This window comes from Streptomyces sp. NPDC088817 (genome assembly GCF_044750345.1).
GTDB lineage: Bacteria > Actinomycetota > Actinomycetes > Streptomycetales > Streptomycetaceae > Streptomyces.
On record NZ_JBIVJN010000006.1, the window covers coordinates 244,690 to 264,859 of the forward strand.

19 protein-coding genes and 1 pseudogene are annotated in these 20,170 nt (G+C 72.6%); 14 read left to right on the forward strand and 6 right to left on the reverse strand.

The window, feature by feature from the left end:
• Positions 1-203: 203 nt before the first annotated feature.
• The 7 genes and pseudogenes from ACIP4X_RS13680 to ACIP4X_RS13710 all read left to right on the forward strand — a co-directional run bounded on the left by ACIP4X_RS13680 (position 204) and on the right by ACIP4X_RS13710 (position 7,563).
• Positions 204-1,742 (forward strand): ATP-dependent DNA ligase, encoded by a 1,539-nt coding sequence (locus ACIP4X_RS13680; RefSeq protein WP_401348304.1) that lies wholly within the window; start codon positions 204-206, stop codon positions 1,740-1,742.
• The gene (locus ACIP4X_RS13685) at positions 1,739-2,224 is read left to right on the forward strand and encodes an NUDIX domain-containing protein (RefSeq protein ID WP_391454872.1); all 486 of its coding nucleotides are present in this window, start codon (positions 1,739-1,741) and stop codon (positions 2,222-2,224) included. Before ACIP4X_RS13680 ends, ACIP4X_RS13685 begins: the two co-directional genes overlap by 4 nt.
• A 76-nt stretch (positions 2,225-2,300) precedes the next feature.
• Positions 2,301-3,686 carry an NADP-dependent succinic semialdehyde dehydrogenase gene (locus ACIP4X_RS13690; protein WP_401348308.1) on the forward strand — a complete coding sequence of 462 codons (1,386 nt, stop codon included), beginning with the start codon at positions 2,301-2,303 and terminating at the stop codon, positions 3,684-3,686.
• A gap of 25 nt (positions 3,687-3,711) precedes the next feature.
• Positions 3,712-3,951, forward strand: a complete 240-nt coding sequence (locus tag ACIP4X_RS13695; RefSeq protein ID WP_358731581.1) for a DUF6213 family protein — start codon at positions 3,712-3,714, stop codon at positions 3,949-3,951.
• Positions 3,952-4,743: 792 nt separating this feature from the next.
• A pseudogene (locus tag ACIP4X_RS13700) lies at positions 4,744-5,811 on the forward strand (type III polyketide synthase); the annotation flags it as partial.
• Entirely contained in the window at positions 5,808-7,037 is a 1,230-nt protein-coding gene (locus tag ACIP4X_RS13705) for a cytochrome P450 (protein ID WP_358731583.1), read from the forward strand. The pseudogene ACIP4X_RS13700 and the gene ACIP4X_RS13705, both read left to right, overlap by 4 nt.
• Before the next feature lie 7 nt (positions 7,038-7,044).
• Positions 7,045-7,563 carry a cupin domain-containing protein gene (locus ACIP4X_RS13710; RefSeq protein WP_358731585.1) on the forward strand — a complete coding sequence of 173 codons (519 nt, stop codon included), beginning with the start codon at positions 7,045-7,047 and terminating at the stop codon, positions 7,561-7,563.
• Here the strand turns inward: ACIP4X_RS13710 and ACIP4X_RS13715 are convergent.
• Positions 7,560-8,786: an acyl-CoA dehydrogenase family protein gene (locus ACIP4X_RS13715; RefSeq protein ID WP_358731587.1), complete on the reverse strand. Its 1,227-nt coding sequence runs from the start codon at positions 8,784-8,786 to the stop codon at positions 7,560-7,562. The genes ACIP4X_RS13710 and ACIP4X_RS13715 overlap by 4 nt on opposite strands.
• A gap of 168 nt (positions 8,787-8,954) precedes the next feature.
• Here ACIP4X_RS13715 and ACIP4X_RS13720 point away from each other — a divergent pair, with 168 nt between their 5' ends.
• Positions 8,955-9,599, forward strand: a complete 645-nt coding sequence (locus ACIP4X_RS13720; protein WP_358731588.1) for a TetR family transcriptional regulator — start codon at positions 8,955-8,957, stop codon at positions 9,597-9,599.
• Positions 9,600-10,039: 440 nt separating this feature from the next.
• On the opposite strand, the gene def is transcribed toward ACIP4X_RS13720, so the two are convergent.
• Positions 10,040-10,579: a peptide deformylase gene (gene def / locus ACIP4X_RS13725; protein WP_401348313.1), complete on the reverse strand. Its 540-nt coding sequence runs from the start codon at positions 10,577-10,579 to the stop codon at positions 10,040-10,042.
• Between the two features lie 151 nt (positions 10,580-10,730).
• Between def and ACIP4X_RS13730 the strand changes: the two genes are divergently transcribed.
• The 5 genes from ACIP4X_RS13730 to ACIP4X_RS13750 all read left to right on the forward strand — a co-directional run bounded on the left by ACIP4X_RS13730 (position 10,731) and on the right by ACIP4X_RS13750 (position 15,402).
• Complete coding sequence (locus ACIP4X_RS13730; RefSeq protein ID WP_401348316.1) at positions 10,731-11,969, forward strand: MurT ligase domain-containing protein; 1,239 nt, start codon at positions 10,731-10,733, stop codon at positions 11,967-11,969.
• A gap of 20 nt (positions 11,970-11,989) precedes the next feature.
• Positions 11,990-12,721, forward strand: a complete 732-nt coding sequence (locus ACIP4X_RS13735; RefSeq protein ID WP_358731592.1) for a glutamine amidotransferase — start codon at positions 11,990-11,992, stop codon at positions 12,719-12,721.
• Positions 12,722-12,957: 236 nt separating this feature from the next.
• Positions 12,958-13,983, forward strand: a complete 1,026-nt coding sequence (locus tag ACIP4X_RS13740) for an ATP-dependent 6-phosphofructokinase (protein ID WP_391454877.1) — start codon at positions 12,958-12,960, stop codon at positions 13,981-13,983.
• Positions 13,984-14,104: 121 nt separating this feature from the next.
• Entirely contained in the window at positions 14,105-15,055 is a 951-nt protein-coding gene (locus ACIP4X_RS13745) for a cytochrome c oxidase assembly protein (RefSeq protein WP_358731595.1), read from the forward strand.
• A 176-nt stretch (positions 15,056-15,231) separates the two neighbouring features.
• On the forward strand, positions 15,232-15,402 hold the full coding sequence (locus ACIP4X_RS13750) for a hypothetical protein (RefSeq protein WP_358731596.1): 171 nt from the start codon (positions 15,232-15,234) through the stop codon (positions 15,400-15,402).
• 6 nt (positions 15,403-15,408) lie between these two features.
• On the opposite strand, the gene ACIP4X_RS13755 is transcribed toward ACIP4X_RS13750, so the two are convergent.
• The 4 genes from ACIP4X_RS13755 to ACIP4X_RS13770 are packed head-to-tail and all read right to left on the reverse strand — an operon-like array spanning position 15,409 to position 19,457.
• Positions 15,409-16,614, reverse strand: a complete 1,206-nt coding sequence (locus ACIP4X_RS13755) for a histidine kinase (RefSeq protein WP_358731598.1) — start codon at positions 16,612-16,614, stop codon at positions 15,409-15,411.
• A complete protein-coding gene (locus ACIP4X_RS13760; RefSeq protein WP_358731599.1) occupies positions 16,611-18,323 on the reverse strand; it encodes a cation acetate symporter in 1,713 nt (570 codons plus the stop codon). The genes ACIP4X_RS13755 and ACIP4X_RS13760 overlap by 4 nt, the downstream gene beginning before the upstream one ends.
• A gap of 5 nt (positions 18,324-18,328) precedes the next feature.
• Positions 18,329-18,688 (reverse strand): hypothetical protein, encoded by a 360-nt coding sequence (locus tag ACIP4X_RS13765; RefSeq protein ID WP_358731601.1) that lies wholly within the window; start codon positions 18,686-18,688, stop codon positions 18,329-18,331.
• 13 nt (positions 18,689-18,701) lie between these two features.
• Positions 18,702-19,457: a LytTR family DNA-binding domain-containing protein gene (locus ACIP4X_RS13770; protein WP_358731603.1), complete on the reverse strand. Its 756-nt coding sequence runs from the start codon at positions 19,455-19,457 to the stop codon at positions 18,702-18,704.
• A gap of 93 nt (positions 19,458-19,550) precedes the next feature.
• Here ACIP4X_RS13770 and ACIP4X_RS13775 point away from each other — a divergent pair, with 93 nt between their 5' ends.
• The gene (locus ACIP4X_RS13775; protein ID WP_358731604.1) at positions 19,551-20,054 is read left to right on the forward strand and encodes an Lrp/AsnC family transcriptional regulator; all 504 of its coding nucleotides are present in this window, start codon (positions 19,551-19,553) and stop codon (positions 20,052-20,054) included.
• The last annotated feature ends 116 nt before the right edge of the window (positions 20,055-20,170 follow it).

Below are 20,170 nucleotides of genomic sequence, written 5' to 3' on the forward strand. Positions count from 1 at the left end.
GCGCACGGCAGCCCCCTCCGCAGGGCGACGCCCGCGGGTGAAGGGGTAGCCGCGTACGGGCAGGGCCCCTGCCCTCCCCGTTGCCTGGACACACCCGCGTGCGGGCCCCGTCCTCGCACCGGGCCGCGTCCACCAGCAGGCCGGCGAGCGGGCGCGTGGCAGGCCCGGGTGTGGGGCGGCGCCGTGCGTTGCACCATGGCTGCATGCTGCTTGCCCGGTTGGCTCAGGTGTCGCGGGAGGTGGCCGCCGCCTCGGCCCGGTCACGGAAGACGGCTCTGCTCGCGGAGTTGTTCCGGGAGGCCGGGTCCGAGGACGTGCCGGTCGTCATTCCGTATCTCGCGGGACGGCTGCCGCAGGGGCGGCTCGGAGTGGGCTGGAAGGTGCTCGGCCGCCGGGTCGCCCCGGCCGCCGAGGCGTCGCTCACCGTGCACGAGGTGGATGCCCGGCTGAGCGAACTCGGCAAGGTCTCCGGCCCCGGCTCGCAGGCCGAACGCGCCCGGCTCGTTGGTGAGTTGATGGGCGCGGCGACCGAGGACGAGCAGCGGTTCCTGCTGGGGCTGCTCACCGGGGAGGTCCGGCAGGGCGCGCTGGACGCCATCGCCGTCGAGGCCCTGGCCGGGGCGACGGGCGCGCCCCCGGCGGACGTGCGGCGGGCGGTGATGCTGGCCGGATCGTTGCAGACGGTGGCGCGGGCCCTGCTCGGGGACGGCCCGCCGGCACTGGAGCGCTTCCGGCTCACCGTCGGCCGCCCGGTCCTGCCGATGCTGGCGCACAGCGCCTCCTCCGTGGCCGAGGCGGTCGAGAAGCTCGGCGCGTGCGTCGTCGAGGAGAAGCTCGACGGCATCCGGGTGCAGGTCCACCGGGACGGCGACACCGTACGGGTGCACACCCGCACCCTGGACGACATCACCGACCGGCTTCCGGAACTGACGGCAGTCACACGGGAGTTGCGCGGCGAGCGGTTCATCCTGGACGGCGAGGTCATCTCCTTCGGGGCGGACGGGCGGCCCCGCTCGTTCCAGGAGACCGCCGGACGCGTGGGCTCGCGCGTGGACGTGGCCACGGCCGCCGAGGCGGTCCCCGTCTCCCCCGTCTTCTTCGACGCGCTGTCCGTCGGCGACCGCGACCTGCTCGACCTGCCGCTGACCGACCGCCACGCCGAGCTGGCCCGTCTGGTGCCGGAGCCGATGCGGGTCAGGCGCACCCTGGTGTCCGGTCCTGACGACGTGGGCGAGGCCGAACGGTTCCTGGCCGAGACCCTGCGGCGCGGCCACGAGGGCGTGGTCGTCAAGGCCCTCGACGCCGCCTACAGCGCGGGCCGGCGCGGCGCGTCCTGGCTCAAGGTGAAGCCGGTGCACACCCTGGACCTGGTGGTCCTGGCCGCCGAGTGGGGCCACGGCCGCCGCACCGGCAAGCTGTCCAACCTGCACCTGGGCGCACGCACCGCCGACGGCGGCTTCGCGATGCTCGGCAAGACGTTCAAGGGCATGACGGACGCGATGCTCACCTGGCAGACGGAGCGGCTGCGCCGGCTCGCCGTGGAGGACGACAGCTGGGTGGTGACCGTACGCCCCGAACTCGTCGTCGAGATCGCCTACGACGGCCTGCAGCGCTCCACCCGCTACCCGGCGGGCGTCACCCTCCGCTTCGCCCGGGTCGTGCGCTACCGGGAGGACAAGCGGCCCGAGGACGCCGACACCGTCACGACGCTGCTGGCCGCGCACCCGGAGATCGCGCCATGACCGCCCGGCGGGAGTCCCGGCGGGGGCGGCGCAGCGCCGGTCTGCTGCTGTTCCGGCGCTCCGGCGACGGACTGGAGGTGCTCCTCGGACACATGGGCGGCCCCTTCTTCGCCCGGCGGGAAGCGGGGGCGTGGACGGTCCCGAAGGGCGAGTACGAGCCGGAGGAACCCGCCTGGGACGCGGCCCGCCGCGAGTTCCAGGAGGAGCTGGGGCTCCCGCCGCCCGAAGGGGAGGCCATGCCGCTGGGCGAGGTCCGGCAGACGAACGGCAAGACCGTCACGGCCTGGGCGATCGAGGGCGACCTCGACCCGGCTGCGGTCGTCCCCGGCACGTTCACCATGGAGTGGCCGCCCCGCTCCGGGCGCACCCAGGAGTTCCCGGAGCTCGACCGGGTCGCCTGGGTCGGTCTGGACCGGGCCCGCGAGGTGATCGTCACGGCCCAGAGCGCGTTTCTCGACCGCCTGGCCGAGCACTCGCTCTGACGAGAGCCTCACGCGTTGCGATCGGCACCGCGGCGCGGGAAGGTCGAAGCACAGCCCGCTCCCGGGGAGGTCAGTCATGTCCATCGCCACGGTGAACCCGGCCAACGGCGAGACGCTCAAGACGTATGAGGCCTTGGGCGAGGAGGAGATCGAGCGCCGGCTCCAGCTCGCGCAGGCCACGTTCCGTACGTACCGGACGACGCCCTTCGCCGAGCGGGCCCGGCTGATGAACAGGGCCGCCGCTCTCCTGGACGAGGACCAGGACGAGATCGCCCGTGTCATGACCACGGAGATGGGCAAGCCGGTCAAGCAGGCGCGCGCGGAGGCCGCGAAGTGCGCCAAGGCGATGCGCTGGTACGCCGAGCACGCCGAGGAGCTGCTCGCCGACGAGCGGCCCGCCGACGCGGACGTGAAGGACTCCGGGGCGTCCCACGCCCTGGTCCGCTACCGGCCGCTCGGACCGGTGCTGGCCGTCATGCCCTGGAACTTCCCGCTGTGGCAGGTGGTCCGCTTCGCTGCGCCCGCGCTGATGGCCGGCAACGTCGGCCTGCTCAAGCACGCGTCCAACGTGCCGCAGACGGCCCTCTACCTGGAGGACCTGTTCCACCGGGCGGGCTTCCCCGAGGGCTGCTTCCAGACCCTGCTGATCGGCTCCGCGGCGGTCGACGACATCCTGCGCGACGAGCGAGTGAAGGCGGCCACCCTGACCGGCAGCGAGCCGGCCGGGCGGGCGGTGGCGTCCACCGCCGGAGAGATGATCAAGAAGACAGTGCTGGAGCTGGGCGGCAGCGACCCGTTCATCGTGATGCCGTCCGCCGACATCGACCGGGCCGCCGAGGTCGCGGTGACCGCGCGCGTGCAGAACAACGGCCAGTCCTGCATCGCGGCGAAGCGGTTCATCGTGCACACGGACGTCTACGACGCCTTCGCCGAGCGTTTCGTGGCCGGCATGAGGGCGCTGCGGGTCGGCGACCCAATGCGGGAGGACACGGAGGTCGGGCCGTTGTCCAGCGAGCGGGGGCGGGCGGATCTGGAGGAGCTCGTCGACGACGCGCGGCGCGCCGGGGCCGGTGTGCTGTGCGGTGGCGAACGGCCCGACGCGCCCGGCTGGTACTACCCGCCGACCGTGCTGGACGGCATCACCCGTGAGATGCGCATCCACCGCGAGGAGGCGTTCGGACCGGTGGCCACGCTGTACCGGGCGACCGATCTCGACGAGGCGGTACTGATCGCCAACGACTCCCTCTTCGGGCTGAGTTCGAACGTCTGGACCGAGGACGAGGCCGAGGTGGACCGCTTCGTACGGGACCTGGAGGCGGGCGGCGTGTACGTCAACGGGATGACGGCCTCGCACCCGGCGCTCCCGTTCGGCGGAGTGAAGCGGTCGGGGTACGGACGTGAGCTGTCCGGGCACGGAATCCGCGAGTTCTGCAACATCACCACCGTGTGGCACGGGGCGTGAGGCTTCCGCGGCTACGATCCCCTTTGTGAACCGCGAAGTGACTCTGCCTCTGATCGTCGACGACCGCGGTGCCTTGCAGGTGTCCGCGGCCGACGTGAGCAAGCTGCTGCGCACGGTCGGCGGCCGGTGGCTGCGTCTGGTGGAGGCCGGCCAAGAGGGCCTCGACGAGGACACGGTGGCCGCCCTGACCATCGAACTGGCCAAGCTGGCCGACCGCATCGACGTGGCCTGCATCGCCCACAGCAGCGGCCCCACCCCCGGCTGACCGCACCGAGCCGCGACGGTCGCCGGAACGCCGACCGCGCTTCGGCACGCCTCGCCCGCCCGGCGGCGGCGATCCAGCCCACAGCCGACCAGCTCGGACCGGCGACCACTCCCCGGCGGACACTTCAGCACGCCCGCCGCTCGCCACACCTGACCTCGTCCGCAGCGGTGCCCCGCCTTCGGCCGACCAAGCCAAGGGGGTCTCCTCGGCACGGCGCCGGCGCCCGGCGACCGCCCCCGGCAGACCGCGCCCCGGCCCGCGGCGGCGGACCCGCCGCGGCCGCCTTGCCCGGACCGGCCCGCCTCGTCCGCTCCGCGGCACCCCCTCGGCCGGCCCGGACGGGCCGGGCCGACGGGACCACCTCCGCGACGCTGGCCGCGGGCCATGGCCCGGCGGGCGCGGCGCTCCCCTCCGCCCAGCGCCCGCGCCTGTCCGCACGGCGTCGGTGGTGGGTGCGCCTCGTACTCCTGAAGGCGGATGCCTGTGGTCGGTCGGGGGCGTGCGGGAGGCGCGGGAGTGATCTTCGTGTGGTGGGGGCGGTGGCGCGGGTCGCGAGGGGAATCGGCGGGCATGATCGCAAGGCTGTGAGCAGGGGGTTTTCGGGTGCGGGGGGCCGTTTCACGGTCGCCGGGGTCAAGCCGTTCGAGTCCGGCGGAGCTTGGGCGCCGTCGCCGGATTGGAGTAGTTCCGCGAGAAGATCGTCGCTCCTCCGGGTGATCGTGGATGGACCACCCTTCTGGGTGCACCACCCTCTGACCGGGGGGCAACCGGCCTTCCGGAAGGCGAAAGCAGGCACGGCTCATGGCGACTTTGTGCAGACCCTCGGTGTCCGTTCCAGAGCACGTGATCACGATGGAGGAGACGCTGGAGCTCGCGCGTTCCCGCCACGCGGACCACCCGCAACTCCCGCTGGCCCTCCGGCTCATCGAGAACACCGGTGTGCAGACCCGGCACATCGTGCAGCCCATCGAGGAGACCCTCAAGCACCCCGGCTTCGAGCAGCGCAACAAGCTCTACGAGCAGGAGGCGAAGGCCCGCGTCCCCGCCGTCATCCAGCGCGCGCTCGACGACGCCGAGGTCCGCACCAGGGACATCGACGTCATCATCTACGTCTCGTGCACGGGCTTCATGATGCCCTCGCTCACCGCGTGGCTGATCAACGCGATGGAGTTCGAGTCGACCACCCGACAGATACCCATAGCCCAGCTGGGCTGTGCGGCCGGAGGCGCGGCGATCAACCGGGCCCACGACTTCTGCACGGCCTACCCCGACGCCAACGCGCTCATCGTCGCCTGCGAGTTCTGCTCGCTGTGCTACCAGCCCACCGACCTCGGCGTCGGCTCCCTGCTCTCCAACGGCCTGTTCGGCGACGGCATCGCCGCCGCCGTGGTCCGCGGCAGCGGCGGCACCGGCGTCCGGCTGGAGCGCAACGGCTCGTACCTCATCCCCAAGACGGAGGAGTGGATCGCCTACGACGTCCGGGCGACCGGCTTCCACTTCCTGCTGGACAAGCGGGTGCCCGCCACCATGGAGCCACTCGCCCCGGCCCTCCAGGACCTGGCCGGAGTGCACGGCTGGGACGCGTCCGACCTGGACTTCTACGTCATCCACGCGGGCGGCCCCCGCATCCTGGACGACCTGAGCAAGTTCCTGAACGTCGAACCGCACGCGTTCAGGTTCAGCCGGGCCACCCTCACCGAGTACGGCAACATCGCCAGCGCCGTCGTCCTGGACGCGCTGCGCCGGCTGTTCGAGGAAGGCGGCCCCCAGGACCAGGCGCGCGGACTGCTCGCCGGGTTCGGCCCCGGCATCACCGCCGAGATGTCGCTCGGCTCCTGGCAGACCGGGGGCGGCGCATGACGGAGGAGACACTCGTCGAGGAGGCGCGCACCGGATCGGTGCCGCCGGTCCGGCCCTGGCCGGCGCTCGACCTGCCGGGCGTGGCCTTCGACCCGGTGCTCTCCGAGCTCATGGAGCAGGGCCCGGTCACCCGCGTCGAGCTGCCCGACGGCGAGGGCTGGGCGTGGCTGGTGACCCGCATGGACGACGTGCGGACGGTCACCAACGACCCCCGGTTCAGCCGTGAGGCGGTCGTCGACCGGCAGGTCACCCGGCTTGCTCCGCACTTCGTCCCGTCCCGGGCCGCGGTCGGCTTCCTCGACCCGCCCGACCACACACGGCTGCGCCGTGCGGTCGCCCCCGCCCTCACCGCGTCCGGTGTCGAGCGGGTGCGGGACAGCGCCCGCCGGATGCTGGACGAGCTGGTCGACGACCTGCTCGCCAACGGCCCGCCCGCCGACCTGACCGCCGAGGTGCTGAGCCCGTTCCCGATCGCCGTGATCTGCGAGCTGATGGGTGTGCCGGTCGCGGACCGGCAGGGCATGCACGCCTGGACCCGGCTGATCCTGTCCTCCTCGCACGGCGCCGCCGTCAGCGAGCAGGCCAGGGAGGAGATGGGCACGTACTTCGCCGAACTCGTCGACGCCCGCGCGGACAGTGCCGGGGAGGACATCGCCTCGCTGCTCGGGACCGCCGTGGCCCGCGGTGAGATCGGCCTGGCGGAGGCCGTGGGGCTCGCGGTGCTGCTCCAGATCGGCGGCGAGGCGGTCACCAGCAACAGCGGGCAGATGTTCTACCTCCTGCTGACCCGCCCCGAGCTGGCCGGCCGGCTGCGCGCGGACCGGGAGATCCGCCCTTCGGCCGTCGACGAACTGCTGCGCCACATCCCGCACCGCAACGCGGTCGGGCTGTCCCGGATCGCCCTGGAGGACGTGGAGATCAAGGGGGTGCGGATCCGGGCGGGCGACGCGGTCTACGTGTCGTACCTGGCCGCCAACCGCGACCCGGACGTCTTCCCCGACCCCGGGACGCTCGACCTCACGCGCAGCCCGAACCCGCACGTGGCGTTCGGTTTCGGCCCGCACTACTGCCCGGGCGACCAACTGGCCCGAATGGAGTTGGAGTTGCTGGTCGACGCCCTGCTGGACCGGGTGCCGAACCTGCGGCTCGCGGTGCCGCCCGAACAAGTGCCCTTCAGGAAGGGCGCGTTGATCCGGGGGCCCGAGGCCCTGCCGGTGGCGTGGTGATCCGGCGATGACCACGGACGGACTGCTCGTACCGCCGGGCCAGGGCCGCATCGTCGAGGCGCCGGCCCAGCGGGTGACGTTCAAGGTGACCGGCACGCACTCGCGGGCGGCCTCCACCTTCGAGGTGGAGGTCCCCCCGGGCTTCGACGTCGGCGCCCATGTGCACACGCGCAGCGAGGAGTTGTTCTACGTGCTCGAAGGTGAGCTGGACGTGCTCGCCTTCGAGCCACGGATCCGGACCCCCGACCACTGGCAGCGGTGGGAGTCCTCCTCCGGCAGTCGCGTGGTGCGGGCGACCCCGGGCACGGTCATCGTCGTCCCGCCCGGCTGCCCGCACGCCTTCGCCAACCCGACCGACTCCCCCGCCAAGATGTTCTTCCAGGCGTCTCCGCCACCGGACCACGAGCGGTACTTCGAGGAACTCCTGGAGATCCTGGGGGACGGGGGCCCGCCGGACCACGCGGCGATCGAGGCCCTCAGAAAGCGCTACGACATCGAGCAACTGACGCCGCTGCGACACCGTTAGCGGATCGGCATGCCCGAGATCGTGCGGGAGATCACCAGCCGCTGGATCTCGCTGGTCCCTTCGAAAATGGTGTAGATGCCCGCGTCGCGGTGCATCCGCTCCACCGGGTACTCCCGGGTGTAGCCGTTGCCGCCGAGGATCTGGATGGCCTGGGCCGTGACCTTCTTCGCGGTCTCGCTGGCGAACAGCTTGGACATCGAGCCCTCGGCGGCTTCGAAGGGCCTGCCGTTGACGGCCATCCACGAGGCCCGCCAGACCAGCAGCCGGGCGGCGTCGATCTGCGTGCGCATGTCGGCGAGCTGGAAGGCGACGCCCTGGTTGTCGATGATCGGCCGGCCGAACTGCTCGCGCGTCCTGGCGTAGTCGAGGGCGACCTCGTAGGCGGCCCGGGCGGTGCCGACCGCCATGGCGCCGACGGCGGGGCGGGACGCCTCGAAGGTGGCCATCGCGGCGTTCTTCACCCGGTCCCCGCCCTTCCGGGCCTTCTCCCGGGCGCGGGCGAGCCGCTCGTCCAGCTTCTCCTTGCCGCCGAGCAGGCAGGACCCGGGGACCCGTACGCCGTCCAGGACCACCTCGGCGGTGTGCGAGGCCCGGATGCCGTGCTTCTTGAACTTCTGGCCCTGCGTCAGTCCCGGGGTGCCCGGCGGGACGATGAAGGAGGCGTGGCCCTTGGAGCCGAGGCCGGGGTCGACGGAGGCGACGACCACGTGCACGTTGGCGATGCCGCCGTTGGTCGCCCAGGTCTTGGTGCCGTTGATCACCCACTCGTCCTTGGCCTCGTCGTACACCGCGCGGGTGCGCATCGAGGCGACGTCGGAGCCGGCGTCGGGCTCGGAGGAGCAGAAGGCGGCGACCTTCACATCGTTCGGTTCGCCGTACATCTGCGGGATCCAGGTGCCGATCTGCTCCTCGGTGCCGTTGGCGAGGACGCCCACGGCGGCGAGGCCGGTGCCGACGATGGACAGGGCGATACCCGCGTCGCCCCAGAACAGTTCCTCCATGGCCATCGGGATGCCGAGGCCGGTGGCGTCGAAGTACTGCTGGGCGTAGAAGTCGAGGGAGTAGATGCCGACCTTGGCGGCCTCCTGGATCACCGGCCAGGGGGTCTCCTCGCGCTCGTCCCACTCGGCGGCGGCGGGGCGGATCACATCGGCCGCGAAGCCGTGCAGCCAGTCCCTGACCTCCTTCTGCTCGTCGTTGAGCTCCATGGTGAACTCGGCCATGTCCCCTCCAGCGCGCACCTGCGTGTTACTTGCGGTAACCGTACTGTGTTACCGGCCGGTAGGGGAAGTCGACTCCTGGCGGTTCCCCGGCAGCCCGTTCGAGGCATCCGGCCCCGTCAGTGTTACTTTGCGCAGGCGTCACGGAACCAGTACGGGTGGGGAGATCTCATGGACACCAGGCAGCGGAGCGATCAGCAGCGGTCCGCCGACCGCCGACGGCGCGAGCTGCTGGAGGCCGCCGACCGGGTGGTGCTGCGCGACGGCCCGCACGCGTCGATGAACGCCATCGCCGCCGAGGCCGGCATCACCAAGCCGATCCTCTACCGCCACTTCGGCGACAAGGGCGGGCTGTACGCGGCCCTCGCCCAGCGGCACACCGACGCCCTGCTCGACTCCCTGCGGGCCGCGCTGGACGCTCCCTCCGACCGGCGGGAGCGCGTCGAGTCGACGCTGGACACCTACCTCGCGGCCATCGAGGCCCGCCCGCAGGTCTACCGCTTCCTGATGCACCCGGCGGAGGGCGGCCAGGGCACCGACCAGGGCTTCGACGTCGGCAAGCACTCCGCCCCGCTGCTGCGCCGCATGGGCGAGGAGCTGGCCCGGGTCATCGAGGAGCGCCTCGACCTGGGGCCGTCCGGGCAGCAGCTGGCCCGCGTCTGGGGCCACGGCATCGTCGGCATGATGCACGCGGCCGGCGACTGGTGGCTGGGCGAACGCCCGTGCCCGCGAGCGGAACTGGTCCGCAGCCTGGCAGACCTCCTGTGGGGCCGCCTGGCAGCAGTAGGCGACAAACTGGGCGGCCCCGGCTTCTGAACCACGCACGGCCCCATCACCGCGCGCCCCGACCGCAGGCCTGACCGTGCAACGCAGCGCACGGGCGGCGCGTGGCGCGCCATCGCCACCCCGACCATGCGGCGCGGTCCCCTTCATCGCACGGCGCCGCCCCAACCCTCCGCGCCGCGCGGGGCCACCGCAGGCCCGACCGCGCGGCGCAGCGCCCGTCACCGCGCGGCGCCGACGTGGGGCCCGGCTGGGCGGAGCTTCAGCCCGGCCGCCGTCACCGAAGCACTCGGGGCCGCCGGCCCGCGGCCCGGTGCGGAGACTCACAGATCCAGGGCGCCGCTCGGACGGCCTGCGGCTCGCCCCCGCGCGGAGGACCCCCCACCGTGCCGTACGGGCAGCAGCCGGCCCATGGACCCGTGCGCAGGCTCGCCGGCCCCGCCGTGCCGCAGGCACTGGCCCCGGGTGGAGGCTCATCGGCTCCACGGGGCTCGGGCGGCCTGGCGTTGTAGGCGGGTGCGGCGCCAGCCTGTGAGGCGGTCGGCGTAGACCCGGCCGTCGAGGTGGTCGCACTCGTGCTGGAGGCAGCGTGCGAAGAAGCCCGTCCCGTGCACGGTGACCGGTTCCCCGGTCATCGTGAAGCCCTCGACGACCGCGTGGTCGTGGCGTTCCGTCCCCGCCTCGAGGCCCGGCAGGGACAGGCAGCCCTCCGGCCCGCGGATCACCACGCCGTCCGCCTCCACCAGCCGCGGATTGACCAGATGACCGAGGTGGCGCACCTCCTCGTCGTCCGGGCAGTCGTACACGAAGACGCGCAGCGGCAGCCCGATCTGGTTCGCGGCGAGGCCCACTCCGCGGGCCGCGTACATGGTCGCGAACAAGTCCTCCACCACCTGGGCCAGTTCGGGTCCGAAGTCGGTGACCTCCTCGCAGGGGGCGTGCAGAACGGGGCTGCCGAGCAGGGAAAGGGGCCGGACGCGCCCGCGGGCGCCCGGTATCGAGCCGTGTCGCATGGCGGCAAGGGTACGGTTCCCTGTGCCCCTGCCTGCCGCGTCGGCATGGGCCGGGATTCGGGAGCATCAACGGATATCGATAGGCTGAGGTCCACACCACGTTGCCGGATGACCCAGGACGCGGCGCGTACGCAAGGAGGATCGAGGACTGATGGCAGGCAACTCGGACCCGCTCACGCCGCGGGCCAAGCTGGCCGTGACCGCGGGCAAGGCGGTCGCGGCGGCATCGCGTGCAGCGGGACGCGGCAGCGGTTCGGTGATCGGCGGCCGGGTGGCCCTGAAGCTCGACCCCGATCTGCTCGCACGGCTCGCCCAGCACCTGGACGTGATCCTGGTCTCGGCGACGAACGGCAAGACCACCACCACCCGCCTCATCGCGGAGGCGCTGCGGGCCGCGGGCCCCGTCGTCTCCAACGCGCTCGGCGCGAACATGCCCGCGGGCATCACCTCGGCGCTGGCCGGCGGCTCGGACGCGAAGTTCGGCGTCATAGAGGTCGACGAGAAGTACCTCGCGGGCGTCGCCCGGGACACCGACCCCAAGTGCATCGCGCTGCTCAACCTCTCCCGCGACCAGCTCGACCGGGCCGCCGAGACCCGGATGCTCGCCGAGAACTGGTGTGAGGCGCTCAGCGGCTCCAAGGCCGTGCTCGTCGCCAACTGCGACGACCCCCTGGTGGTGTGGGCGGCGTCCTCGTCCCCCAACGTGGTCTGGGTGGCCGCCGGGCAGATGTGGAAGGACGACGCCTGGTCCTGCCCCTCCTGCGGCGGAGTGATGCAGCGCCCGGGCGACGACTGGTACTGCGGCGAGTGCGGCTTCCGCCGGCCCACCCCCACCTGGGCCCTGTCCGGCGACCACGTCCTCGACCCGCACGGCTCGGCCTGGCCGATCCACCTTCAGCTGCCGGGCCGCGCCAACAAGGCCAACGCCACCTCCTCGGCGGCCGTCGCCGCCGTCTTCGGGGTGCCGCCGCAGGTCGCCCTGGAGCGGATGTACCAGGTGCAGGCGGTCGCCGGCCGCTATGACGTCGTGCAGTTCCAGGGCCGCGACCTGCGTCTGCTGCTGGCGAAGAACCCGGCCGGCTGGCTGGAGACGTTCTCGCTGATCGACCCGCCGCCCACCCCGGTCATCCTGTCGGTCAACGCGCGCGGCGCGGACGGCACCGACACGTCCTGGCTGTGGGACGTCGACTACACGCGTCTGACCGGCCACCCGCTCTTCGTGCTCGGGGACCGGAAGCTGGACCTCGCGGTGCGTCTGGAGGTCGCCGACCAGCAGTTCCAGGTCTGCGAGAGCCTGGACCAGGCCGTGCAGCAGGCCCCGCCCGGCCGGATCGAGGTCATCGCCAACTACACCGCGTTCCAGGACCTGCGCCGCCGCGTCGGCAACTGACCACAAAGGACGACCACTTCATGAGTGACAACCAACTGCGGCTGGTGTGGATCTACCCGGACCTGCTGAGCACCTACGGCGACCAGGGCAACGCCCTCGTGGTGGAGCGCCGGGCCCGCCAGCGCGGCCTGGACGTGGCCCGTCTCGACGTGCGCAGTGACCAGCCGATCCCGACCTCCGGCGACATCTACCTGATCGGCGGCGGCGAGGACCGGCCGCAGCGGCTGGCGGCGGAGCGGCTGCGCCGCGACGGCAGTCTGCCCAGAGCGGTGGAGAACGGCGCGATCGTCTTCTCCGTCTGCGCCGGGTATCAGATCCTCGGGCACGAGTTCATCAACGACCTCGGGCAGCGCGAGCCGGGGCTCGGTCTGCTCGACGTCGTGTCGGTGCGCGGTGAGGGCGAGCGGTGCGTCGGCGACGTGCTGGGCGACATCGACGCGCGGCTGGGCCTGCCCCCGCTGACAGGGTTCGAGAACCACCAGGGCGTCACCCACCTCGGCCCCACCGCCCGCCCGTTCGCCCAGGTGCGCATGGGCCGGGGTAACGGTACGGGCGACGGCACGGAGGGCGCGTACAACGACACCGTCTTCGGCACGTACATGCACGGCCCGGTGCTGGCCCGCAACCCGCTGATCGCGGACCTGCTGCTGAAGCTGGCGCTCGACGTCAACGCGCTGCCCCCGATCGACGACCACTGGTACGAGGCGCTGCGCAACGAGCGCATCGCGGCGGCGCAGCAGCAGCCCGCGTAAACAGCCGCTCGGCAGCCCGTGCGGGGACCGTCGCGCGCGCCGGAACAGGCCCGCGGCGGCCCGCGGGGAAGGCCCCGGCGGGAGCCCGTCTGACACGGTGTCCGCACAGGTGAGCGGGCCCGTCCAGCAGGCGGACGCACGGTTCGGCCCCACCGCCCGGTGCCGCTAGGGTGGCGGGGACCGACCGGACAGCGTGGTCCGGTCCCCGCGCCCACGTTGAGAAGGTTATCCGGGCTATGCGCATTGGCGTCCTCACCTCCGGCGGCGACTGTCCCGGCCTGAACGCCGTCATCCGGTCCGTCGTGCACCGTGCCGTCGTCGATCACGGCGACGAGGTCATCGGCTTCCGCGACGGCTGGAAGGGTCTCCTGGAGTGCGACTACCTCAAGCTCGACCTCGACGCGGTGAGCGGCATCCTCGCCCGCGGCGGGACCATCCTCGGCTCTTCCCGGGTCCGTCCCGAGCATCTGCGGGACGGCGTGCAGCGGGCCAGGGGCCATGTCGAGGAGCTGGGGCTCGACGCGATCATCCCGATCGGCGGTGAGGGAACGCTCAAGGCGGCCCGGCTGCTGTCGGACAACGGCCTGCCGATCGTCGGCGTGCCCAAGACCATCGACAACGACATCGCGGTCACGGACCTCACCTTCGGCTTCGACACGGCCGTGACCGTCGCCACCGAGGCCCTGGACCGGCTGAAGACCACCGCCGAGTCGCACCAGCGGGTGCTGATCGTGGAGGTCATGGGGCGGCACACCGGCTGGATCGCGCTCCACTCGGGCATGGCGGCCGGCGCCCACGCCATCGTCGTCCCCGAACGCCCCTTCGACATCGAGGAGTTGGCGGCGAAAGTCGGCGAACGGTTCGCGGCGGGCAAGCGGTTCGCGATCGTCGTGGCCGCGGAGGGTGCCAAGCCCAGGGCGGGCTCCATGGACTTCGACGAGGGCGGCAAGGACGTCTACGGCCACGAGCGCTTCGCGGGCGTCGCCCGGCAGCTCGCCCTCGAACTGGAGGAGCGGCTCGGCAAGGAGGCCCGCCCGGTGATCCTCGGGCACGTCCAGCGCGGCGGCACCCCGACGGCGTACGACCGGGTGCTGGCGACCCGGTTCGGCTGGCACGCCGTGGAGGCGGTGCACCGCGGGGAGTTCGGCCGGATGACGGCACTGCGCGGCACGGACATCGTGATGGTGTCCCTGGCCGAGGCGGTGGCGACCCTCAAGACGGTCCCCGCGGAGCGGTACGCCGAGGCGGAGTGCGTGCTGTAGAACACGCCGCACGTCCCCGCCGCCCCCGGTCGCAGACGCGGCCGGGGGCGGCTCTAGTCTGGGTGCGGACAGACAGCTGTGGACAGACAGCACCCAATCCCCACGAATCAGGAGCCGGCGGATGGATCACAGCGGGCACGGCATGACGCACGATCTGCCGCCGTTCACGCTGGGACGCGGCCTCGAGTGGTCCGCGGACCCGTTCTTCCTCGTCGCCTGCCTGCTGGGGCTCGGCCTGTACGGCTGGGGTGTGGCGCGGCTGCGGCGGCGCGGCGACACCTGGCCGGTGGGCCGCACGGTGGCGTACGTCATCGGTGTGCTGACCGTGGGCCTGGTGATGTGCACCAGGCTGAACGACTACGGCATGGTCATGTTCAGCGTGCACATGGTCCAGCACATGATCATCAGCATGCTGTCGCCGATCCTGATCCTGCTCGGCGGTCCGATCACGCTGGCGCTGCGTGCGCTGCCGGTGGCCGGGCGGGGCCGCAAGGGGCCGCGTGAGCTGCTGCTCGTCCTGCTGCACAGCCGGTATCTGCGGGTCGTCACGCACCCCGCCTTCACCATCCCGATGTTCGTGGCGAGCCTGTACGCCCTCTACTTCACGCCGATCTTCGACTTCCTGATGGGCTCGCGGGCCGGGCACATCGCGATGATGGTGCACTTCCTCGCGGTGGGCCTGGTGTTCTTCTGGCCGATCATGGGCGTCGACCCGGGCCCGAACCGGCCGGGCCACCTCATGCGGATGCTGGAGCTGTTCGCGGGCATGCCGTTCCATGCGTTCTTCGGCGTCGCGCTGATGATGGGGACCACGCCCATGGTCGGCACCTTCCGTAACCCGCCCGCCTCGCTCGGCATCGACGCCCTGACCGACCAGTCCGCGGCCGGCGGTATCGCCTGGGCGTTCAGCGAGATTCCCTCGGTCCTGGTGCTGCTGGCCCTGCTCTTCCAGTGGTACGGCTCCGAACAGCGCCAGGCCCGCCGCAGGGACCGCGCCGCGGACCGCGACGGCGACAAGGAACTCGAGGCGTACAACGCGTACCTGGCGTCCTTGAACGCCCGGAGCAACTGAGCCGGCCGGCGACCGGACGGGCAGGGGGCGCGGCAGCGATGCCGCGCCCCCTGCGCGTTCCCGCGGGGCGGCCCGGCGGCCGGGGGCCGGGGGAGGCGAACAGGCCTGTTGTAGGGGATGCCAATGGGCCGAACCGGGGCACCATGGAGGTTACGGACCAGGAGGAGGGTGCCGCGATGCACGGTTCCACGGACGGTTCCACGAAGGCGATGGGGGCGCTCACCGTCGGCGCGCTCGTCGCGGTGACGGCCTACACGGTGGCGCTCGGCGGCAACGGCTGGCTGTGGTTCGGCTGGGTCGTGCTGGGCCTGGTGACGCTGGGCCTGGTGGTCACACGCGGCACCTGAGGCGGCTCACTCCCCGGTGAGCCGCGTCGCCGAGTGGACGCCCGGCTGGTACTTCGGCAGCCGGGCGCTGATCTTCATGCCCGCGCCCCGCGCGGTCTCGATGACCAGTCCGTGGTCGTCGCCGTAGACCTGGCGGAGCCGGTCGTCGACGTTGGACAGGCCGATGCCGCCGGACGGGCTGTCCTCACCCGCGAGGATGCGGCGCAGCAGGCCGGGGTCCATGCCGGCGCCGTCGTCCTCGATGACGACCACCGCCTCGGCGCCCGCGTCCCGCGCGGTGATCCTGATGTGGCAGGTGCCGGTCTTGCCCTCCAGGCCGTGCTTGACGGCGTTCTCCACCAGGGGTTGCAGGCACAGGAACGGCAGCGCGATGGGAAGCACCTCGGGCGCGATCTGGAGGGTGACCGAAAGCCGGTCGCCGAAGCGGGCGCGTACGAGCGCCAGATAGTGCTCGATGGCGTGGAGTTCGTCGGCGAGCGTGGTGAAGTCGCCGTGCCTGCGGAACGAGTAGCGGGTGAAGTCGGCGAACTCCAGCAGCAGGTCCCGGGCCCGCTCGGGATCGGTGCGGACGAACGAGGCGATCACCGCGAGCGAGTTGAAGATGAAGTGCGGGGAGATCTGCGCGCGCAGGGCCTTGATCTCGGCCTCGATGAGCCGGGTGCGCGACCGGTCGAGGTCGGCGAGCTCCAGCTGTACGGAGACCCAGCGGGCGACCTCGGCCGCGGCGCGGGCCAGCACGGCCGACTCCCGGGGTGCGCAGGCGACGAGGGCGCCGTGGACGCGGTCGTCGACGGTGAGCGGGGTGACGACGACCCAGCGCACCGGGCAGTCCGGGGTCCGGCAGGTGAGCCGGAATGCCTCGCCGCGGCCGGTCTCCAGGGGCCCGGCGAGGCGTTCCATGATCTCGGTGCGGTGATGGCCGCCCACACCGTCCCAGGCGAGGACCCGCTCGTCGTCCGTGAGGCACAGCGCGTCGGTGCCGAGCAGGGAGCGCAGCCGGCGGGCCGACTTGCGGGCGGTCTCCTCGGTCAGCCCGGCCCGTAGCGGGGGCGCCGCGAGTGAGGCGGCGTGCAGGGTCTGGAAGGTGGCGTGCTCGACGGGGGTACCGAGCCCGCCGAGGCTCTGCGGTCGGGCGGTGCGCCGGCCGAGCCAGTAACCGGCGGCGAGCAGCGGCAGCGCGGCCACGCACAGCCCGGCGAGGAAGCCGCTCATCCCGTCACCTCCGCCCGCAGCTGCTCGGGCAGATGGAACCGGGCCAGGACGGCCGCAGTACCGGCCGGGACCCGGCCGGGCGTGGCCAGGGACACCAGCGTCATCGTGAGGAAGCCCAGCGGCACCGACCACAGGGCGGGCCAGGCGAGCAGCGCGTGCAGCGGCCCGTCGCCGGGGAAGCCGGCCATGGTCACGGCGACGGCGACGAGCGCCGCGCCACCGCCCGCCAGCATCCCGGCGGCGGCGCCGGGCGGGGTGAGCCGCCGCCACCAGATGCCGAGGACGAGCAGCGGGCAGAAGGAGGAGGCGGACACCGCGAAGGCGAGTCCGACGGCGTCGGCGACGGGCAGCCCCCCGACCAGGACGCTCGCGGCGAGCGGTACGGCCATGGCGAGCACCGTGCCGAGCCGGAAGTGGCGCACGCCGCGCGAGGGCAGCACGTCCTGGGTGAGCACTCCGGCCACCGCCATGGTCACGCCGGAGGCGGTCGACAGGAACGCCGCGAACGCGCCGCCCGCGACCAGCGCGCCCAGCAGGTCGCCGCCGAGGCCGCCGACCACCCGGTCGGGCAGCAGCAGCACGGCGGCGTCCGCGCTGCCGGTGAGGGTGAGTTCGGGGGCGTAGACGCGGCCGAGGGCGCCGTACACCGGGGGCAGCAGGTAGAAGGCGCCGATCAGGCCGAGCACGGCCACCGTGGTGCGGCGGGCGGCCACGCCGTGCGGGCTGGTGTAGAAGCGGACGACGACGTGCGGCAGGCCCATGGTGCCGAGGAAGGTGGCGAGGATCAGCCCGTAGGTGGCGTACAGCGGGCGTTCCTCCCGGCCCGCGGCCAGTGAGGTGGACATGCCTCCGCTGCCGCCGTGGGCTGTGGCAGCCGGGACCTGGGCGCCCCGGGCGAAGGTGAGCCGGGTGCCGCCGTCGACGCGGTGCGTCCCGGCGGGCAGGCTCACCCGCCGCTCGCGGTGGGCGCGGCCGTCGACGGTGCCGGTCACGGTGACGGTGAGCGGGCGCTCCAGCCTGAGGTCGAGGGTTTCCGCGACGCGCACGGTGCGCTGCTCGCGGAAGGCGGCCGGTTCGTCGTAGGCGCGTGGTGCCCCGTCGCCCTGCCAGGCGAGGACGAGGAAGAGGGCGGGGACGAGCAGCGCGGTCAGTTTCAGCCAGTACTGGAAGGCCTGGACGAAGGTGATGCTGCGCATTCCGCCCGCGGCGACGATGGCCACCACGACCACGGCGACGATCAGCGCGCCGAGCGCGTCGGGCGCCCCGGTCAGGACGGCCAGGGTGAGTCCGGCTCCCTGGAGCTGCGGCAGCAGGTACAGCCAGCCGACGCCGACGACGAAGGCGCCCGCGAGCCGCCGCACGCCCTGGGAGGCGAGCCGGGCCTCGGCGAAGTCGGGCAGGGTGTAGGCCCCGGACCGGCGCAGCGGCGCGGCGACGAACAGCAGCAGGACCAGGTAGCCGGCCGTGTAGCCGACGGGGTACCACAGCATGTCGGCGCCCTGGACGAGGACCAGTCCGGCTATGCCGAGGAAGGAGGCAGCGGAGAGGTACTCGCCGCTGATGGCGGCCGCGTTCAGGCGCGGGCCCACGGTGCGGGAGGCGACGTAGAAGTCGGAGGTGGTGCGGGAGATGCGCAGGCCGAAGGCGCCGACGAGGATCGTGGCGACCACGACGAGGGCGACGGCGGGGACGGTGTAGGCGGAGTTCACGTGGCTCAGCGGTCTCCGACGAGCCGTACGAAGTCGCGTTCGTTGCGTTCGGCGCGGCGCACGTACCAGCGGGCGAGCAGAACCAGCGGGGCGTAGAGGCCGAAGCCGAGGACCGCCCACTTCAGTCTGCGGGCATCGGGGGCCGCGGCGAACACCAGCGGCAGCGGGCCGACGAGGAGCACGAGCACCGCGAACACCGTGAGACCGGCGCGCAGTTGGCTGCGCATCAGGGAGCGGACGTAGGTGTGGCCGAGGGTGGTCTGCTCGTCGATCTCCGTGCGCGGGCGGTAGTGGACCGGGGCCCGGCGGGTGCGGCGGGGCGGACCGGTGACGACGACACGGCGTTCGCTCGAATCCTGCGGCATGGCGTATGGCTCCCTAGCGCGCGGTGCGGCGGATCAGCAGCTCGCGCAGTTCGCGCGCGTGCCGTCGGCTGACCTGGAGTTCCCCGGTGCCGACCAGGACGCTCACCGTGCCCGCGTCCAGGCGCAGTTCACCGATGTGGCGCAGGGCCACCAGGTACCGGCGGTGGATGCGGACGAAGCCGCGGCCGCGCCAGCGCTCCTCCAGGGTGGACAGCGGGATGCGCACGAGGTGGCTGCCCCTGCCGGTGTGCAGCCGGGCGTAGTCGCCCTGTGCCTCGACGTGGGTGATGTCCTCGACGGCCACGAAGCGGGTCACTCCGCCGAGTTCGACGGGAAGATGGTCGGGGTCGGGCTCGCTGACCGGTATCCGCGGGGCGGCGCCGCGCAGTTGGGCGGCGCGGCGGACGGCCTCGGCGAGGCGTTCCTTGCGCACGGGCTTGAGCACGTAGTCGACGGCCTTGAGGTCGAAGGCCTGCACGGCGAAGTCCTCGTGGGCGGTGACGAACACGATCAGCGGCGGCTGGGCGAACCCGTTGAGGAGCCGGGCCAGGTCGAGGCCGTCGAGGCCCGGCATGTGGATGTCGAGGAAGACGACGTCGATCGCGTCGGGTCCGTCCGGGCCGGACTCCAGCGCCCGGTTGATACGGCGCAGCGCCTCGGTCGCGTCGCCGGCGCCCTCCACCCCGGCGATCCGGGGATCTGCGTTCAGGAGGTACAGCAGCTCCTCGAGCGAGGGGCGTTCGTCGTCGACGGCGAGGGCGCGCAGCATGAACGTGGAGTGTAGGGGCGAACAGCACGGTGTGACATGTGCCGGGCACCGGCGTCCGGGCCGGACGGCGTCCGCGCTGGATACAGTGCGGCCATGAACAGCAGGACGGCACCGTTCGACGAACTCGACCGAAAGATCCTCACCGCTCTGATGGGGAACGCGCGCAGCAGTTTCGCCGAGATCGGCGCCGCCATCGGCCTGTCCGCGACGGCCGTCAAGCGGCGCGTGGACCGGCTGCGTGAGAGCGGTGTGATCACCGGGTTCACGGCCACGGTGAAGCCCGCGGCGCTGGGCTGGCGCACGGAGGCGTACGTCGAGGTGTACTGCGAGGGCGCGGCCCCGCCGCGGCGGCTGGCCGAGGTGGTGCGCCACCATCCGGAGATCACGGCGGCGATGACGGTGACCGGCGGCGCGGACGCGCTGCTGCATGTGCGGGCGCGGGACGTGGAGCACTTCGAGGAGGTGCTGGAACGCATCCGTACGGAGCCGTTCATCCGCAAGACGATCAGCGTGATGGTGCTGTCCCACCTGCTGCCGGACAGTCCTGAGGCGGGCGCCAGCCAGCCTGCCCCGCAGGACGCATCAGACGTGCGCTGAGGGCCGGGAAGACGCAGCATCGCTGCTTCAACGCGCAGCTTTTGTTTCTTGTCGTTCGTCTGCGCCACTTCCTACCTTTGTGCCAACCCTGTAGCCACCCAGGAAGCGGAGGAACC

Bases quoted from the DNA above. Each gene is read 5' to 3' on its own strand.
- ACIP4X_RS13680 (WP_401348304.1), top strand. From the start codon at position 204: ATGCTGCTTGCCCGGTTGGCTCAGGTGTCGCGGGAGGTGGCCGCCGCC.
- ACIP4X_RS13685 (WP_391454872.1), top strand. From the start codon at position 1,739: ATGACCGCCCGGCGGGAGTCCCGGCGGGGGCGGCGCAGCGCCGGTCTG.
- ACIP4X_RS13690 (WP_401348308.1), top strand. From the start codon at position 2,301: ATGTCCATCGCCACGGTGAACCCGGCCAACGGCGAGACGCTCAAGACG.
- ACIP4X_RS13705 (WP_358731583.1), top strand. From the start codon at position 5,808: ATGACGGAGGAGACACTCGTCGAGGAGGCGCGCACCGGATCGGTGCCG.
- ACIP4X_RS13710 (WP_358731585.1), top strand. From the start codon at position 7,045: ATGACCACGGACGGACTGCTCGTACCGCCGGGCCAGGGCCGCATCGTC.
- ACIP4X_RS13715 (WP_358731587.1), bottom strand. From the start codon at position 8,786: ATGGCCGAGTTCACCATGGAGCTCAACGACGAGCAGAAGGAGGTCAGG.
- ACIP4X_RS13720 (WP_358731588.1), top strand. From the start codon at position 8,955: ATGGACACCAGGCAGCGGAGCGATCAGCAGCGGTCCGCCGACCGCCGA.
- def (WP_401348313.1), bottom strand. From the start codon at position 10,579: ATGCGACACGGCTCGATACCGGGCGCCCGCGGGCGCGTCCGGCCCCTT.
- ACIP4X_RS13730 (WP_401348316.1), top strand. From the start codon at position 10,731: ATGGCAGGCAACTCGGACCCGCTCACGCCGCGGGCCAAGCTGGCCGTG.
- ACIP4X_RS13735 (WP_358731592.1), top strand. From the start codon at position 11,990: ATGAGTGACAACCAACTGCGGCTGGTGTGGATCTACCCGGACCTGCTG.
- ACIP4X_RS13740 (WP_391454877.1), top strand. From the start codon at position 12,958: ATGCGCATTGGCGTCCTCACCTCCGGCGGCGACTGTCCCGGCCTGAAC.
- ACIP4X_RS13745 (WP_358731595.1), top strand. From the start codon at position 14,105: ATGGATCACAGCGGGCACGGCATGACGCACGATCTGCCGCCGTTCACG.
- ACIP4X_RS13750 (WP_358731596.1), top strand. From the start codon at position 15,232: ATGCACGGTTCCACGGACGGTTCCACGAAGGCGATGGGGGCGCTCACC.
- ACIP4X_RS13755 (WP_358731598.1), bottom strand. From the start codon at position 16,614: ATGAGCGGCTTCCTCGCCGGGCTGTGCGTGGCCGCGCTGCCGCTGCTC.
- ACIP4X_RS13765 (WP_358731601.1), bottom strand. From the start codon at position 18,688: ATGCCGCAGGATTCGAGCGAACGCCGTGTCGTCGTCACCGGTCCGCCC.
- ACIP4X_RS13770 (WP_358731603.1), bottom strand. From the start codon at position 19,457: ATGCTGCGCGCCCTCGCCGTCGACGACGAACGCCCCTCGCTCGAGGAG.
- ACIP4X_RS13775 (WP_358731604.1), top strand. From the start codon at position 19,551: ATGAACAGCAGGACGGCACCGTTCGACGAACTCGACCGAAAGATCCTC.